This is a genomic window from Staphylococcus sp. LCT-H4 (assembly GCF_001866145.1).
Classification (GTDB): domain Bacteria; phylum Bacillota; class Bacilli; order Staphylococcales; family Staphylococcaceae; genus Staphylococcus; species Staphylococcus succinus.
The window spans coordinates 478,148-494,412 of record NZ_MODY01000002.1 but is presented as its reverse complement, the minus strand read 5'-3'; the positions used below and the strand labels follow the sequence as shown (position 1 = coordinate 494,412).

Here is a 16,265-nt window from a genome sequence, read left to right as displayed (position 1 = left end):
TTTATACCCCCGATAATTGAATTGGGTCATCACCTTTAGCAATTTCACCAATTTTATAAGCTTTAACCTGTTGCTCGTTTAATATATCTAATGCTTGCTGTTCGTTTTCTTTATCAATGACCAAAGTAAATCCGATACCCATGTTAAACACGTTGTACATTTCATTTGTTGAAATTTCGCCCTGTGTTTGTAACCAATCAAATATTTTTGGAGTAGGAAACTGTGTTACATCTATTTTTGCTGTTACACCCTCAGGTAATGCTCGAGGAATATTTTCATAGAATCCGCCACCTGTAATATGTGTCATAGCATGTATTTGAACCGCTTCTTTAACAGCAAGTACAGGTTTAACGTATAAACGTGTAGGTTCTAAGAATGTGTCTAAATATGTGCGATTACTATCAAAAGTGTCATCTAAGTTAACACCAGATTTTTCAATTAAATTTCTAACTAAACTATAACCATTGGAATGTACTCCACTTGATTCAAGTCCGATGATGATTTGACCTGGTTTAACTGATGTGCCATCTATATATGCTTCTTTTTCAACAGCACCAACTGCAAATCCAGCTAAATCATATTCGCCTTCATGATACATTTCACCCATTTCAGCAGTCTCTCCACCAATAAGCGCAGTATTTGTTTCTTCACAACCATCACTTACACCTTTAACAATCTGTTCAATGACTTCAGGCACAACTTTATGAGTTGCGATGTAATCTAAGAAATAAAGTGGCTCTGCACCTGTTGTTAAAATGTCATTTACACACATTGCAACTGCATCTACACCAATTGTGTCGTGTTTATTATGATCAATAGCTAATTTTAATTTTGTACCAACACCATCAGTACCAGAAACAAGTAATGGTGCTTTCATATTTAATTGTGATAGGTCAAATGTAGCCCCAAAACCACCTAGCCCACCAAGAACTTCTTTACGCATTGTTCGTTTAACGTGACTAGACATACGTTCTACCGCTTCGTAACCTGCATTAATATCGACACCTGCTTGTTGGTATGCTTTAGACATTTAAATTACCCTCTTTATCAAAGTATTGTTTATTATTATTTAAGTATTCTTTTTGTCTTTCGCTTAAATGCTCAATATAATCTGATTCATAATCATATAAGCCAGCAGGATAATCCCCTGTAAAACTTTCAACACACAAACCACTATATGGTACGTCTTCATCAAGACCAATGGAATCAATAAGTCCATCGACTGATAAATAGGATAATGAATCAGCGCCAATATGTTCTCTAATTTCTTCAGGTGATTTATTAGCAGATATTAATTCAGCTGTCGTAGATACATCAATACCATAGAAACTAGGGAACATAAATTCTGGTGAAGCAATACGAACATGAACTTCATTAGCTCCAGCGTCTTTTAACATTTGTACAATTCTTCTACTTGTAGTACCTCTAACTATAGAATCGTCTACAAGTACAATGTTCTTATTATGAACGATATCTTTCACAGCGGATAATTTAACTCTAACACCTTGTTCTCTTAGTTCTTGTGTAGGTTGAATAAATGTCCTTGCAACATACTGGTTTTTAACAAGCCCCATTTCATATGGTAAGCCACTTTCCTCAGCATAACCAGACGCTGCAGAGAGCGATGAATTAGGCACACCAATGACCATATCTGCCGTTTCTGCTGGACTTTCTTGTGCTAATTGTTTACCAGACTGTTTTCGTACAGCATGTACATTTTTACCGGCAATCGTAGAGTCTGGCCTTGCAAAATAAATATATTCCATTGCTGAGATTGCAGTAGTTGTATGTCTCGTATAAGATTCAACTCTAATACCATTATCATTGATTACTACATATTCGCCTGCATGGACATCTCGTACAAATTCAGCACCTAGTACATCAATCGCACATGTTTCACTTGCGAGAATATAAGAACCCGTTTTCATTTTTCCTACAACTAATGGTCTAATGGCATTTGGATCAACTGCACCATACAGTGCATCTTTTGTTAATAAAGCAAATGTGAAACCACCTTTAATCTTTCTTAAACTTTCTTGTAATGCAGCTTCAAAGGTTGGTGCTTTACTTCTACGAATTAAGTGCATAATAACTTCTGTGTCTGATGAAGAATGGAAGATGGATCCTTGGTGTTCTAATGATCTTCTCAAGCTTTGCGCATTGATAAGATTACCGTTGTGACAAACTGCAACACTCATATCATAAAAATGGTATAAAAATGGTTGGATATTTTCTATACCTTTATTACCTGACGTAGCATAACGCACATGTCCAATAGCATGTTGATAGGGCTTAAATGATTCAAGTTGAATATCTGAAATTGCTTCAGTTAATAGTCCTAAACCACGCTCACCCACAAGTGCTTCACCATTTGAACAAACGATACCAGCACCTTCTTGGCCACGATGTTGTAAACTGTGTAAACCCATATACGTTAACTGTGCTGCTTCGTGATGGTTCCATATTCCGAACACACCGCATTCTTCATTTAATCCACTGATGTCATACATTTAGGAATAGCTCCTTCCCATAATTCATTCAGATTTGTAACTTCACGTTTCACTTGCACATTATTATTAGACACAGAGAATTGTCCATCTTCTGTAATTTTCCCAATTTCGACAGCATCATCTAATGATAATGATTGACCTTCTTTGACAGCTACAATATAACGGCCTTGTGTTTCACTAAATAGTTGTTCATTACTCACATTTACTTTTACATCCATACCTAATCCGTAATGTGCACTCATACGTGCTAATGTAATTAACAATCCGCCTTTACCAACAGTTTGTACATGAGAAGCGAGACCTTCACGGATGACATTTTTGATTGCTTCACCTTTACGTACTTCGTCAGACAAATCAATTGTTTCAAACTCATGGTTTACTTCGTTATAAAGTAGTTTCTCAATTTGGCTACCACCAAAATCATCTTTCGTTTCACCAACAATATATAATGTATCGTTGACTTTAAGATTAAAATCATTTAAAAATTGAATGTCATCTATTAAACCAACCATACCAACTACTGGTGTTGGGAAGATTGAAGTTTCACGTGTTTCGTTATAAAGTGAAACATTCCCTGAAACAACTGGTGTATTTAAGATTTCACAAGCTTCTGACATGCCTTTAGTTGAATCGGCTAATTGTTGATAAATTTCTTTTTTCTCAGGTGATCCGTAGTTTAAGCAGTCTGTCATAGCTAATGGTGTTGCACCGACAGAAATCAAATTACGGTATGCTTCAGCAACTACCATTTTTCCACCTTCATAAGGATTGTTGAACACATAACGAGCTTCACCATCAATTGTTGATGCTATAGCTTTATTTGTACCTTCTACACGCACAACTGAAGATTGTAAACCTGGTTTTACAATGGTATTAGCGCCAACTTGCTGATCATATTGCTCATATAAATAGCGTTTTGATGCAATGGTAGGATGTTGTAATAATGTTTCAAATACATTATCCACATCTATATTACTATAGTCATTTTTATTGTTATTATATTCTGGGGCTTCACCTTCTAATACATATACAGGCGCCTCATCAGATAACGGTTGGACTGGAATATCTGCAAATACTTCACCTTCGTAAGTGAGGACAAATCTATCCGTATCTGTAACTTCCCCAATAACAGCTGTATCTAATTCGTGTTTTTCGAATAATTCTAAGAATTTATCTTCTTCACCTTTTTCAACTACTAGTAACATACGCTCTTGTGTTTCAGATAGCATCATTTCATAAGGTGAAATCCCTTGTTCTCTTGTTGGGACTTTTTCTAATTGAAGATGTAAACCACTGCCACCTTTAGCTGCCATTTCTGAAGATGATGAAGTTAACCCTGCAGCACCCATATCTTGAATTCCAACTAGGTGATCAAACGTGATTGCTTCAAGCGTTGCTTCCATCAATTTCTTACCTACAAATGGATCTCCAATTTGTACTGACGGACGTTTACTTTCACTATCTTCACTCAATTCTTCTGAGGCAAATGTTGCACCGTGAATACCATCACGACCAGTTTTCAACCCTACATAAATTACTGAGTTTCCAACACCTTTAGCAGTACCTTTTTGAACCATATCATGATCAATAATACCTACACACATTGCATTGACTAGAGGGTTTCCTTCATATCTATCATCAAACTCGATTTCACCTGCAGTTGTAGGAATACCAATACAGTTACCGTATCCACCAATACCTGCAACAACGCCACGTAATAAACGACGGTTTTGTTTTTCAGTTAATTCACCAAAACGTAAACTATTTAATAAATTAATTGGTCTTGCACCTATAGAAACAATATCTCTAATAATGCCACCTACACCTGTAGCAGCACCTTGATACGGTTCAACGGCTGATGGGTGATTATGTGATTCTACTTTGAACACAACAGCTTGGTTATCACCAATATCAACAACACCGGCACCTTCACCAGGTCCCATTAATACGTGTTCACCCGAAGTAGGAAATTGTGTTAAAAATGGTTTAGAGTGTTTATAAGAACAATGTTCACTCCACATTACAGAAAAAATACCTATCTCAGTAAAATTAGGTTCACGCCCTAAAATTTCACAAACTTTGTCGTACTCTTTGTCGCTTAATCCCATATCTTTATATAATTGTTCTAATTTGATTTCTTCTGCACTTGGTTCAATAAACTTAGACATTTTGTTCCCTCCAACTATTTACCATTGCTTCAAATAACTTCACACCACTATCAGTCCCCAGTATAGATTCAATCGCACGCTCTGGATGCGGCATCATGCCGCATACGTTGCCTTTTTCATTAACAATACCGGCAATATCACTATAAGAACCATTAGGATTGTCAATATATTTTAATATAATTTGGTTATTTGCTTCTAAATCTTTATATATCTCTGGAGTACAATAATAATGACCTTCACCATGTGCAACTGGATATATAACTTCTTCGTTATCAGCATATAAATTTGTATATGGCGTTGTATTATTTACTACTTTTAATGTTTCATTTCTACTTACAAACAAATGTGAATCATTGTGTAATAATGCTCCAGGTAAAAGTCCGATTTCTGTTAATATTTGGAATCCATTACATACGCCTAACACTGGTTTGCCTTCATCTGCCAAACGTTTGACTTCATTAATAATAGGAGCGACACTTGCCATAGCACCTGATCTTAAATAATCTCCAAACGAGAAGCCTCCTGGTATTAATACACCATCAAAACCTTCTAATGACGTATTTCGATAATCGACATATTCAGCTTGTACACCAGATTTTATTGCCGCATTATACATATCACGATCACAGTTTGATCCTGGAAATTTCAGCACTGCAAATTTCATTAGGCTTTCTCTCCTTCTTCCAAAACTTTATAACTATATTCTTCAATTACTGTATTAGCAAATAGTTTTTCACTTAGTGTTGTAATCACATTGTGTACAGCTTCGTCAGTCGCTTCATCTATAGTCATATATAAAACTTTACCTACACGGATATCATTCACTTGCGTGTAACCTAAATCATGTACTGCGCGATTTAAAGCTTGACCTTGTGTATCTAATACTTGCGTTTGTAATGTGATGTGTAATTCGATTGTTTTCATTTTTATAGTGCCTCCAGTTTATTTAAGAAAGTTTGATAAGTTTCAATAATCGATCCTGTGTCTTCGCGATACACGTCTTTGTCAAAGTTTGTATCACTGTGTTTATCCCATATGCGACACGTATCAGGTGATATTTCATCAGCTAATATAATTTGACCATCTGTTGTACGGCCAAATTCAATTTTAAAATCTACTAATCTAAGTTCCATTTTGTCCATTAATTCAACTAATATAGTATTTATTTCTTTTGCGGATTCTTTTAAAGTGGCAATATCTTCATCATTAGCTAAGTGCAAGAGCTTAATGTGATCATCCGTAATTAAAGGGTCATTTAAGTCATCATTTTTATAGAAAAATTCAACAAGTGGTGCTTCAAATTCATGTCCTTTTTCAAAACCTAATCTTTTAGTAATAGAGCCTGCTGCTATGTTACGTACCACAACTTCTAAAGGAATAATGTCTACTGACTTCACCAACTGTTCTGTTTCCGATGTTTGTTCAATGAAATGGCTATCAACGCCTTGAGATTTGATGAAATTAAAAATTCTTGATGTAATTTGGTTATTTAAACGACCTTTACCTTCAATAAAATCTTTCTTTGCACCATTACCAGCTGTTACTTCATCTTTATATTCGACACGTAATACATCAGTTTCTCCAGTTGAGAAAATTCTTTTAGCTTTTCCTTCATATAACAAGGACATTAGTTATGTCTCCCTTCAAATTTGTTTAACAGCAATTGTTCTGTTTCATTAATATCATCAGTCAAAACTGTTAAATGACCCATTTTTCTATCTGGTTTCCGTACGTTTTTACCATAAATATGCACATGCCATTCTGGATGATTACTGAATTGGTCTTCTAATATATCTAAATCTCTACCTAGTAAATTCATCATTATAGAAGGTTTCAGTAGTTGAATCCTCTCTGGCAGTTTTTGACCAGTAATTGCAAGTATATGTGTATCAAATTGTGAATAGTCACAAGCTTCAATAGAATAATGACCTGAATTATGAGGTCTTGGTGCAATTTCATTTACATATAAATTATTTTGGGTATCTATAAAGAATTCAACCGTAAAGGTACCTACAAAATGAATGTGCTCTATAATTTTTTTGACTTCACTTCGTGCTTCTTGCTCTTTATCTGTTCGTGCAGGCACTATTGTTTTAAAAAGTATTTGATTTTGATGTTCATTTTCTTGTAATGGAAAATACGTTATTTGATTATCTTTGCCAATTGTAACCGTTAATGAAACTTCTTTGTGTAAATCTAAAAATTGTTCAGCAACACATTCTTGTTTCGAAATAAGTACTTCTGCTTCATCCAAATAAGATTGATCTTTAACCAATATTTGTCCTTTACCGTCATAACCTCCAAATCTAGTTTTAACGATAAATGGATAACCGATTTGTTCTATTGCTATAGATAAATCTTTAGGCTCAGTTAATTGAATAAAATTCGCAATTTGCGTTTGTGCTTTTTGCAATGATTGCTTTTCTATCAATCGATCTTGAAGTGTTTGAATTGCTTCATATCCTTGAGGGATATTATATTGTGAAACAAGTGACTGTAATTGTTTAGATGAGATATTTTCAAATTCATAAGTGATAACATCTGATGCTTCACCAAGTTGATTTAAAGCCTCTAGATCATCGTAATTTGCATGAATAAATTCATGTGCCACGTGTTGGCAAGGACAAGCATTACCAGGATCAAGCACAATGACTTTATAACCCATTTTTTGTGCAGATTGAGCCATCATCTTACCTAACTGTCCTCCGCCGATAATGCCAATCGTTGAGCCGAATTTTAATTTACTGAAGCTCATGTTGCATTTCACTCACTTTCTCAACTAGCGATTTTTCATAATTTTCCAAATTCTTTTGGATTGCTTTATTACCGATACTTAATATTCTCGCAGCAAGTATACCTGCGTTTTTAGCACCAGCTTTTCCTATCGCTGTCGTCGCTACAGGGATTCCCCCCGGCATTTGTACAATAGATAATAACGAATCTAAACCTTTTAAACTTTTAGACTCTATAGGTACGCCAATGACAGGTAAAGTTGTCATTGATGCAACCATGCCTGGTAAGTGAGCTGCACCACCTGCTCCAGCAATAATTACGTCATATCCATTTGCTCTTGCTTCATTTGAAAATTCAAACATCAATTGTGGTGTACGATGTGCTGAAACAACCTTTTTATCATACGGAATTTCAAATTGTTCTAACATTAGGCAACTTTCTTTCATCGTATCCCAGTCAGAGGAACTCCCCATTATAACTACCACTTTCAAATTGAACACCCTTTCAGAAATTTGAAATGTTACTACTATTAGTTGTATATTACAAATATAGCATAACAACTAAACAACGCTTTTTCAATCAAAAATCGAACTATATAGCAAAAAAAAGTTCCAATCTACGTCTTTTGGTTGATATTTATCGTTCAATTTATGTTAAAGTTAAGTAAAGTTCATACATTTTAGGAGGATATTTTTCATGGTCGCAAAAATTTTAGACGGAAAACAAATCGCAAAAGATTACAGACAGGGTCTTAAAGATCAAGTTGAAGCTTTACAATCAAAAGGATATACACCTAAACTATCAGTTATTCTTGTTGGGAATAATGGTGCAAGTCAAAGTTATGTAAATTCTAAGAAGAAAGCTGCAGAAAAAATTGGCATGATTTCTGAAATTGTTCATTTAGATGAAACAACATCTGAAGAAGAAGTTCTTAATGAACTTAAACGTTTAAATGAAGATGAAAGTGTAAGTGGTATTCTTGTACAAGTACCTTTACCTAAACAAGTAAGTGAACAAAAAGTTTTAGAAGCTATTAATCCTGCTAAAGACGTTGATGGTTTCCACCCTGAAAATATTGGTAAACTTTATATTGATCAACAAACATTTGTACCATGTACACCACTAGGCATTATGGAATTATTAAACCATGCTGATATCGAATTAGAAGGAAAAGATGCAGTGATTATTGGACGTAGCCATATCGTTGGTCAACCAGTGTCTAAATTATTACTACAAAAAAATGCATCAGTTACAATCCTTCACTCAAGATCTAAAGATATGCACAGTCATTTAAAAAATGCTGATATTATCGTAAGTGCTGTAGGTCGTCCAGGATTAGTTACAAAAAATGATGTCAAAGAAGGTGCCATTGTCATTGATGTGGGTAATACTCCTGATGAAAATGGCAAGTTAAAAGGTGATATTGAATACGATGAAGTTAAAGAAGTTGCAGGTGCAATCACACCAGTTCCAGGTGGCGTTGGCCCAATGACAATAACTATGGTATTAAATAATACACTAATTGCTGAAAAATTACGCAGAGGCATCGAATAAAATAGTATTTAATAAAAAGAACTTGGCTCTTATACCAAGTTCTTTTTTTCTTTCTTACTATTAATCAACATTACATTTAATATTGAAAGTTATTTTCGTATCATACAATTAAATTTTAATTAACCACTATTATATTCCTCTTACTACTATTATAATGTGATATTTATAAATTTTTTCGTCACAATATAAGTACAAAAATTCCAGCTTTTTTAACTTCTTTATGTAGTACGCCCTATCCACTGTTAGACATTTTAAAAACTTTAATCCCTCTAAATTATATTTCAACTCACAATTTACTTATTTTTTACTGAATGTTTTATTTATATTCACAGTAATACGTTATATTAAGACTATAGTATGATGTTTTTCTATAGTAGATAAAGTATAGTGAAATTAAATAAAATCATGACTTTCATACGGAGGTTAACGTTATGAACAAATTATTACAATCATTATCAGCTTTAGGTGTATCTGCAACGCTTGTAACACCTAACCTAAGTGCAGAAGCAACTGATAATTCGATTCCAGAACTTAAAGGCATAAAAGATACAGTCATTGAAAAAGGTGATGATTATAATTTACTTAATGGCGTGAGTGCCTTTGATAAAGAAGATGGCGATTTAACAGATAAAATTACTATAGCTGGAAATATTGATACAAATAAACCTGGTCAATATAAAGTTGAATATAAAGTAGAAGATTCAAGTGGTGCAACTGATAAATCCATACGTTATATAGAAGTAAAATAATTTATTGTCTAAATACATATATTCAATAACATTAATTGATAAGCATTATCAGTATTTTTGGACCAAAATAACTACTTTGACTTAAATATGTCACTTTTCACAAAATGTACACATAATTTTAACAAATCTTTAAAAGCCCGTCAGACGTTGAGTCTGTTGGGTTTGTTTTAATTTTACAATAATTTTTTTACTATAAACACTTGTAAATATTGCGTAATATCTTAAAATTGATGGTAAGCCCTACAATTGTAGTATTAGGAGGTCAAAAAAGTGTCAAAATTTAAGTCTTTGCTTCTACTCTTTGGCTCGCTAATTTTACTTAGTGGCTGTTCAAATGTAGAAGTTTTAAACCCAAAAGGGCCATTAGCAAGTGACTCGAAGTTTTTGATTATTTATTCAATCATCTTCATGCTTGTTGTTATTGCCGCTGTACTTATCTTATTCTCTGTATTTCTTGTGAAATATCGAATTGGAAATACTAAAGAAGCAGGTAAGATGCATCACAATTCTTTAATAGAATTAATTTGGTTTATCATTCCGGTGATTATCGTAATCGCTTTAGCCATTCCAACGGTTAAATCACTTTATGAATACGAGAAACCACCAGCAAAAGAAGATGACCCACTTGTTGTTTACGCGACAAGCGCTGGTTATAAGTGGTTCTTCAGTTATCCTGATGAAAAAATCGAAACAGTTAATCATTTAACTATTCCGAAAGATCGCCCAGTTGTTTTCAAACTCCAATCTATGGATATGATGACTAGTTTCTGGATCCCGCAATTAGGTGGTCAGAAATATGCGATGACAGGTATGACTATGGACTGGACTTTAACTGCTAGTGAAGAAGGAACGTTCCGTGGACGTAACTCTAACTTCAATGGTGAAGGGTTCTCTCGTCAAACTTTTGATGTTCATTCAGTAAGCCAAAGCAAATTTAAGGATTGGGTTAAAGATGCTCAAAGTCAAAAAGTATTGGACCAAGATACATTTGATAAGCAACTTTTACCAACTACTGAAAACAAGAATTTAACTTTCAGTGGTACGCATATGGCATTTGTTGATCCTGCAGCAGATCCTGAGTATATTTTCTATGCTTACGATCGTTACAATTACGTTCAAAAAGATCCTAACTTTAACACAGAAGAAGAAATTACTAAAGATGTGTTAGATAAACCAGATCAACCTGCACGTAAGTCGCAAATTACAAATGCTAACTATGAGCGTCATGGAATGAAAGCCATGATACTAGGCAATAAAGAACCATATAATAGTGAATTCAAAGACAAAGAATCACATAATATGGACGAAATGGAAAAAATCTCTGAAGGTGCTAAAGATAAAAAAGCATCTGAAATAGAGAAAAAAGACCATGAAAATGGAGGTGGACATTAATGAATTTTCCATGGGATCAATTGCTCGTTCATGGTAACTGGATGATTACAATGGCACAAATTGGTGCGCCATTCGCTATCATAGGCCTGATCGCAGTAATTAGTTATTTTAAATTATGGAAATATCTATACAGAGAATGGTTCACATCTATCGACCATAAAAAAATCGGTGCTATGTACTTAATCTGCGCTGTATTAATGTTTGCTCGTGGTGGTATTGACGCGTTATTACTTCGTGCTCAATTAACAATTCCAGATAATAAATTCTTGGAATCTAACCACTATAACGAAATCTTTAGTACACACGGCGTTATCATGATTATCTTTATGGCAATGCCTTTCATTTTTGGTTTGTGGAATGTCGTTGTACCTTTACAAATTGGTGCACGTGATGTTGCATTCCCTGTATTAAATAACGTAAGTTTCTGGTTATTCTTCTCAGGTATGCTTTTATTTAACCTGTCATTTATAGTCGGAGGCTCCCCTGCAGCTGGTTGGACTAACTATGCACCGCTGGCAGGAGAATTCAGTCCAGGACCCGGGGTTAACTATTACTTAATCGCAATACAAATTTCCGGTATCGGGACACTGATGACTGGTATTAACTTCTTTGTAACTATACTTAGATGTAAAACACCTACAATGAAATTTATGGAAATGCCAATGTTTACAATGACAACGTTTATTACAGCATTGATTGTTATCTTGGCTTTCCCAGTTTTAACTGTAACATTAGCATTATTTACAACTGATAGAATATTTGATACAGCGTTCTTCACAGTTGCAAACGGTGGTATGCCAATGCTTTGGGCAAACTTCTTCTGGGTATGGGGGCACCCCGAAGTATATATTGTTATCTTGCCGGCATTTGGTATATATTCTGAAATCATACCGACGTTTGCTCGTAAACGACTCTTTGGTCACCAAAGTATGGTTTGGGCGACAGCTGGTATTGCATTCTTAAGTTTCTTAGTTTGGGTTCACCATTTCTTCACGATGGGTAATGGTGCTTTAATCAACTCATTCTTCTCAATTACAACTATGTTGATCGGTATACCGACTGGTGTTAAATTATTCAACTGGTTATTCACACTTTATCAAGGTAGAATTACTTTTGAATCGCCGATGCTATTCGCATTAGCATTTATTCCTAACTTCTTATTAGGTGGCGTAACTGGTGTAATGTTAGCAATGGCAGCAGCTGACTACCAATATCATAATACTTACTTCCTAGTGGCACATTTCCACTACACGTTAGTAACTGGTGTTGTATTTGCCTGTCTAGGCGCATTAATTTACTGGTATCCTAAGATGACTGGTCATAAGTTAAACGAGACTTTAAATAAATGGTGTTTCTGGTTATTCATGATCGGATTTAACGTTTGTTTCTTACCACAATTCGTACTTGGATTAGATGGTATGCCTCGTCGTTTATACACTTACATGCCAGAAGATGGTTGGTGGTTACTAAACGTAATTTCTACTATCGGTGCCCTATTAATGGCATTAGGCTTCATGTTCTTAGTTGCAAGTATTGTATATAGCTTCTTCAAATCACCACGTGAAGCAACTGGTGATAACTGGGATGGCTTAGGTCGTACTCTAGAGTGGTCAACTGCTTCAGCAATGCCACCTAAATACAACTTTGCTGTTACTCCAGATTGGAATGACTATGATACATTTGTTGATATGAAGGAACACGGTCGTCATTACTTAGACAATCATAATTACACAGATATACACATGCCAAACAATACGCCTATCGGTTTCTGGATGGGAATTTTATTCACTATCGGTGGCTTCTTCTTAATCTTTGAAACTATCGTTCCAGCAGTTATTTGTTTAATTGGTATCTTTGCTTGTATGGTTTACCGTAGTTTCGAAGTAGATCATGGTTATCATATCCATGCATCCGAAGTAGCTGAAACTGAAAAACGTTTACGTGAAGCACGTATAAAAGAAAGGGAGGCTGTAAGTCATGAGTCATGATGCAAACACAATTGATACACGTTCGCATGAAGGTAATTTAAATAAACTTGGCTTTTGGATTTTCCTTACAGCTGAATTCTCACTATTCGGTACGTTATTCGCAGCATTATTAACACTTCAACACGGCGGAGATTACGCTGGTAAGATGACTACTGAATTATTTGAATTGCCACTAGTTTTAATAATGACATTTGCATTATTAATTAGTTCATACACATGTGGTATTGCAATTTATTATATGAGACAAGAAAAACAAAAGTTAATGATGATATGGATGATCCTTACTGTATTACTTGGTATGGTATTCGTAGGCTTTGAGATTTATGAGTTTGCACACTATGTTTCAGAAGGTGTTACTCCACAAATCGGTTCTTACTGGTCTAGTTTCTTTATTCTATTAGGAACTCACGGAGCCCATGTATCATTAGGTATTGTTTGGATTACATGTTTATTAATTCAAATTGCTATGCGTGGTTTAAATAAAGACAATGCTCCTAAGTTATTTATAGTAAGTTTATACTGGCACTTTTTAGATGTTGTTTGGATTTTCATCTTCACTGCCGTATATATGATAGGGATGGTGTATAGCGGATGAATACAATTGTAAAACATACTGTAGGTTTTATCGCCTCAATCGTTCTGACAATTTTAGCGATTTTTGTAACACTTTACACATCTATGGCACTAAATGCTAAAATCACCATCATCTTCGGTTTTGCTTTTATACAAGCTGCTGTTCAATTATTAATGTTCATGCATTTAACTGAAGGTAAAAATGGTAATGTACAAGCTTTCAAAGTTATATTCGCGATTATCATTACTTTAATTACTGTTATTGGTACGTATTGGGTAATGCAAGGTGGACACTCTAGTCACTTATAATCCAAAAAAGACTTCTCTCCGGAGAAGTCTTTTTTTATGTTTAAATCCCCTTTTATGAATGATTTAACACTTTTATCAAAAAATTGTAAAATAAAGTATGATACATCTTTATTATTTGAAGGAGGATAACCATTTTATGAAACAACCAATTATTATAGACACTGATCCAGGCATTGATGATGCTGCAGCCATTAGTATTGCTCTAAACCATCCCAACTTTGACTTAAGAATGATTACTACAGTTAATGGCAATGTAGGCATAGAAAAAACTACTGCAAACGCACTGAAACTCAAGCAATTTTTTTCAAGTGATGTCCCTGTACATAGAGGTTCATCTCAACCATTACTCACAGACATTATTGATGCTAGCGTCGTTCATGGTGAATCAGGTATGGAAGGTTATCCGTTTCCAGAAGTGAATCAACAAGACTTAGCCTCTAAACACGCTGTCGAGGCAATGCGCACAGAATTACTTAATCACAGTGAACCAATTACGCTTATCCCCATTGGTCCTTTAACAAATATTGCACTTTTACTATCTACTTATCCAGAAGTAAAGGATTACATTAAGGAAATCGTGTTAATGGGTGGTAGCTCTGGACGAGGTAATGTAACGCCATTAGCAGAATACAATATCTATTGTGATCCAGAAGCAGCGCATATCGTATTTAATTCTGGTTTACCCTTAACAATGGTCGGCCTTAACGTAGCTAGAAGTTCTACCTTAAGTCACAATACTGTAGATAATTTACAATCGCTCAACCAAACTGGTCAAATGCTACATCAGCTCTTCAAACACTATAGAGGTGATGATTTTGAACACGGTATCAACGTTTACGATGCTTATACTGTTCTATATTTGTTACATCCGGAAAAATTTCATGTGCAAGAGGCAGACGTGCAAATTGAAACGACTGGTCATCTAACAAAAGGCGCCACTGTAACAGATTTTAAAAGTTCTTTTCCTAATTGCACCGTCGTCCTATCTATAGAACCTGATGCATTCAGAGATATCTTTATAGAATCCTTAAAGTATTGCAAATAAAAGAAAACCCACTTTCGCTATATTTAAAATAGCAAAAGTGGGTTTCTTTATAATTTAAGTATGTGCTAATATGCCTTACCTACTATATTATAAGGGGCGCCTTGATCTAATATTTGATAATAGATATATTCCATTTTTCTTTCATTGTTTGTATTACTATTTTCAAAGTTTGAACCGCTGACTATAATATAATCCTGGTTAAAATAAGCAGTAAATACTTGTCCAAAAAATTTTCCATTGATTCTATTTTTATCTTCAAAAACATAAAAACCGAAGCGATAGGGTTGCGGATATTGTTTTGTAAAACTTTCGTGTATGAATGGATTCGTGATTTTATGGTTAAATATATGATTTTGTTGCAAGTTTAATATCAGATAGCCCATGTCATAAGGCGTCATAAACAAATTACCTGCACCATAATATTGCTGTAATATGTGTGGCCTTTGTTCTACTGGTGAATCGCTATCAGCCGCCTTTTTATATCCTACTGCCATTTTATTACGCAATTTTAGATCATTATAAAACGCAGTGAAATTAAGTTGAAATGGAAGCGAAATTCTCTCATCAAAACTTTTAACATATGATTTGCCAGTTACTTCTTCAATTACACGGGCTAATACCAAATAATTAGCATCATTATATCTAAATTTATTATAAAATTTAGTCTCGATGCCTTTGTCTTTAATTGCGTGAACTGCATCATTTAAATCCTTAAAACGTTGGTTAGCTTTGTATTTATGTAACCCACTCTGATGTAGTATCAATTGCTTCAATGTAATAACTTGGTTTGTTTTAAAGTAAGGCAAATACTTCATCACTGGTTCATTTATATCTATTTTATGTTCATTTTCTAATTGTTTTAACATTAGTCCTGTAATAAATTTTTGGGCAGAACCAATTAAATACATTGAGTCAGCATGATTATGTTCATTATTCGCAAAATCCTTTATGCCATAACCTTTATTTAACTTTAGTTGCCCTCGTTCAAATATTGCCATTGTTCCATTAAATCCAGTTTGTTCTAAATATTGATTAACTGCATTTATTCGAGAATTTTTATCATCTATAACAGTCTTTAATACAGGTTTTATTTTATGTTGCTTAATCTTTTTATTATTGCCAAAGTATTCCGTTTCATTATGATATTGATAATACTTATATCCACTTACTATTATGATTGCCATTAAAACAAAAATTAGTGTAACTTGTTTAAATTGTTTTGCTGTCATCTTGATGCCTCAAAA

At 34.3% G+C, this 16,265-nt stretch carries 16 protein-coding genes; 7 read left to right on the top strand and 9 right to left on the bottom strand.

Annotation, left to right across the window (positions count from 1 at the left end):
- Window position 1: 1 nt before the first annotated feature.
- From purM to purE, 8 genes are read right to left on the bottom strand one after another with little or no spacing between them, the layout of a single operon-like run.
- On the bottom strand, window positions 2–1,030 hold the full coding sequence (gene purM, locus BK821_RS07310) for a phosphoribosylformylglycinamidine cyclo-ligase (RefSeq protein WP_046836084.1): 1,029 nt from the start codon (window positions 1,028–1,030) through the stop codon (window positions 2–4).
- Window positions 1,023–2,510, bottom strand: coding sequence for an amidophosphoribosyltransferase (gene purF, locus BK821_RS07305; RefSeq protein ID WP_071331480.1), 1,488 nt, complete (start codon window positions 2,508–2,510; stop codon window positions 1,023–1,025). Before purF ends, purM begins: the two co-directional genes overlap by 8 nt.
- Entirely contained in the window at window positions 2,489–4,678 is a 2,190-nt protein-coding gene (gene purL, locus BK821_RS07300; protein ID WP_046836082.1) for a phosphoribosylformylglycinamidine synthase subunit PurL, read from the bottom strand. Before purL ends, purF begins: the two co-directional genes overlap by 22 nt.
- Window positions 4,671–5,342, bottom strand: a complete 672-nt coding sequence (gene purQ, locus BK821_RS07295; protein WP_046836081.1) for a phosphoribosylformylglycinamidine synthase I — start codon at window positions 5,340–5,342, stop codon at window positions 4,671–4,673. The genes purL and purQ overlap by 8 nt, the downstream gene beginning before the upstream one ends.
- Entirely contained in the window at window positions 5,342–5,602 is a 261-nt protein-coding gene (gene purS / locus BK821_RS07290) for a phosphoribosylformylglycinamidine synthase subunit PurS (protein WP_046836080.1), read from the bottom strand. The genes purQ and purS overlap by 1 nt, the downstream gene beginning before the upstream one ends.
- Window positions 5,603–5,604: 2 nt before the next feature.
- Window positions 5,605–6,306, bottom strand: a complete 702-nt coding sequence (gene purC / locus BK821_RS07285) for a phosphoribosylaminoimidazolesuccinocarboxamide synthase (protein ID WP_046836079.1) — start codon at window positions 6,304–6,306, stop codon at window positions 5,605–5,607.
- Window positions 6,306–7,433, bottom strand: a complete 1,128-nt coding sequence (gene purK, locus BK821_RS07280) for a 5-(carboxyamino)imidazole ribonucleotide synthase (RefSeq protein ID WP_071331479.1) — start codon at window positions 7,431–7,433, stop codon at window positions 6,306–6,308. The genes purC and purK overlap by 1 nt, the downstream gene beginning before the upstream one ends.
- A complete protein-coding gene (purE, locus tag BK821_RS07275; RefSeq protein ID WP_046836077.1) occupies window positions 7,420–7,902 on the bottom strand; it encodes a 5-(carboxyamino)imidazole ribonucleotide mutase in 483 nt (160 codons plus the stop codon). The genes purK and purE overlap by 14 nt, the downstream gene beginning before the upstream one ends.
- Before the next feature lie 205 nt (window positions 7,903–8,107).
- Here purE and folD point away from each other — a divergent pair, with 205 nt between their 5' ends.
- The 7 genes from folD to rihC all read left to right on the top strand — a co-directional run bounded on the left by folD (window position 8,108) and on the right by rihC (window position 15,021).
- Window positions 8,108–8,965, top strand: a complete 858-nt coding sequence (folD, locus tag BK821_RS07270; protein WP_046836076.1) for a bifunctional methylenetetrahydrofolate dehydrogenase/methenyltetrahydrofolate cyclohydrolase FolD — start codon at window positions 8,108–8,110, stop codon at window positions 8,963–8,965.
- Between the two features lie 431 nt (window positions 8,966–9,396).
- Window positions 9,397–9,714 carry a DUF5011 domain-containing protein gene (locus tag BK821_RS07265; protein ID WP_071331478.1) on the top strand — a complete coding sequence of 106 codons (318 nt, stop codon included), beginning with the start codon at window positions 9,397–9,399 and terminating at the stop codon, window positions 9,712–9,714.
- Between the two features lie 270 nt (window positions 9,715–9,984).
- A complete protein-coding gene (gene qoxA, locus BK821_RS07260; RefSeq protein WP_046836074.1) occupies window positions 9,985–11,106 on the top strand; it encodes a cytochrome aa3 quinol oxidase subunit II in 1,122 nt (373 codons plus the stop codon).
- Window positions 11,106–13,094, top strand: coding sequence for a cytochrome aa3 quinol oxidase subunit I (qoxB, locus tag BK821_RS07255; protein WP_046836073.1), 1,989 nt, complete (start codon window positions 11,106–11,108; stop codon window positions 13,092–13,094). Before qoxA ends, qoxB begins: the two co-directional genes overlap by 1 nt.
- Window positions 13,084–13,689 (top strand): cytochrome aa3 quinol oxidase subunit III, encoded by a 606-nt coding sequence (gene qoxC, locus BK821_RS07250; protein ID WP_046836072.1) that lies wholly within the window; start codon window positions 13,084–13,086, stop codon window positions 13,687–13,689. The genes qoxB and qoxC overlap by 11 nt, the downstream gene beginning before the upstream one ends.
- Window positions 13,686–13,976 (top strand): cytochrome aa3 quinol oxidase subunit IV, encoded by a 291-nt coding sequence (gene qoxD / locus BK821_RS07245; RefSeq protein ID WP_046836071.1) that lies wholly within the window; start codon window positions 13,686–13,688, stop codon window positions 13,974–13,976. Before qoxC ends, qoxD begins: the two co-directional genes overlap by 4 nt.
- Window positions 13,977–14,112: 136 nt before the next feature.
- Window positions 14,113–15,021: a ribonucleoside hydrolase RihC gene (rihC, locus tag BK821_RS07240; protein WP_071331477.1), complete on the top strand. Its 909-nt coding sequence runs from the start codon at window positions 14,113–14,115 to the stop codon at window positions 15,019–15,021.
- A gap of 65 nt (window positions 15,022–15,086) precedes the next feature.
- Here rihC and BK821_RS07235 read toward each other — a convergent pair whose 3' ends face one another.
- A complete protein-coding gene (locus BK821_RS07235) occupies window positions 15,087–16,250 on the bottom strand; it encodes a serine hydrolase domain-containing protein (RefSeq protein WP_071331476.1) in 1,164 nt (387 codons plus the stop codon).
- Window positions 16,251–16,265: the final 15 nt, after the last annotated feature.

Excerpts from the sequence above, each read along its gene's own strand:
- purM (WP_046836084.1), bottom strand. The coding sequence starts at position 1,030 with ATGTCTAAAGCATACCAACAAGCAGGTGTCGATATTAATGCAGGTTAC.
- rihC (WP_071331477.1), top strand. The coding sequence starts at position 14,113 with ATGAAACAACCAATTATTATAGACACTGATCCAGGCATTGATGATGCT.
- purF (WP_071331480.1), bottom strand. The coding sequence starts at position 2,510 with ATGTATGACATCAGTGGATTAAATGAAGAATGCGGTGTGTTCGGAATA.
- BK821_RS07235 (WP_071331476.1), bottom strand. The coding sequence starts at position 16,250 with ATGACAGCAAAACAATTTAAACAAGTTACACTAATTTTTGTTTTAATG.
- purC (WP_046836079.1), bottom strand. The coding sequence starts at position 6,306 with ATGTCCTTGTTATATGAAGGAAAAGCTAAAAGAATTTTCTCAACTGGA.
- qoxD (WP_046836071.1), top strand. The coding sequence starts at position 13,686 with ATGAATACAATTGTAAAACATACTGTAGGTTTTATCGCCTCAATCGTT.
- folD (WP_046836076.1), top strand. The coding sequence starts at position 8,108 with ATGGTCGCAAAAATTTTAGACGGAAAACAAATCGCAAAAGATTACAGA.
- BK821_RS07265 (WP_071331478.1), top strand. The coding sequence starts at position 9,397 with ATGAACAAATTATTACAATCATTATCAGCTTTAGGTGTATCTGCAACG.
- purQ (WP_046836081.1), bottom strand. The coding sequence starts at position 5,342 with ATGAAATTTGCAGTGCTGAAATTTCCAGGATCAAACTGTGATCGTGAT.
- purK (WP_071331479.1), bottom strand. The coding sequence starts at position 7,433 with ATGAGCTTCAGTAAATTAAAATTCGGCTCAACGATTGGCATTATCGGC.
- purS (WP_046836080.1), bottom strand. The coding sequence starts at position 5,602 with ATGAAAACAATCGAATTACACATCACATTACAAACGCAAGTATTAGAT.
- qoxB (WP_046836073.1), top strand. The coding sequence starts at position 11,106 with ATGAATTTTCCATGGGATCAATTGCTCGTTCATGGTAACTGGATGATT.
- qoxC (WP_046836072.1), top strand. The coding sequence starts at position 13,084 with ATGAGTCATGATGCAAACACAATTGATACACGTTCGCATGAAGGTAAT.
- purL (WP_046836082.1), bottom strand. The coding sequence starts at position 4,678 with ATGTCTAAGTTTATTGAACCAAGTGCAGAAGAAATCAAATTAGAACAA.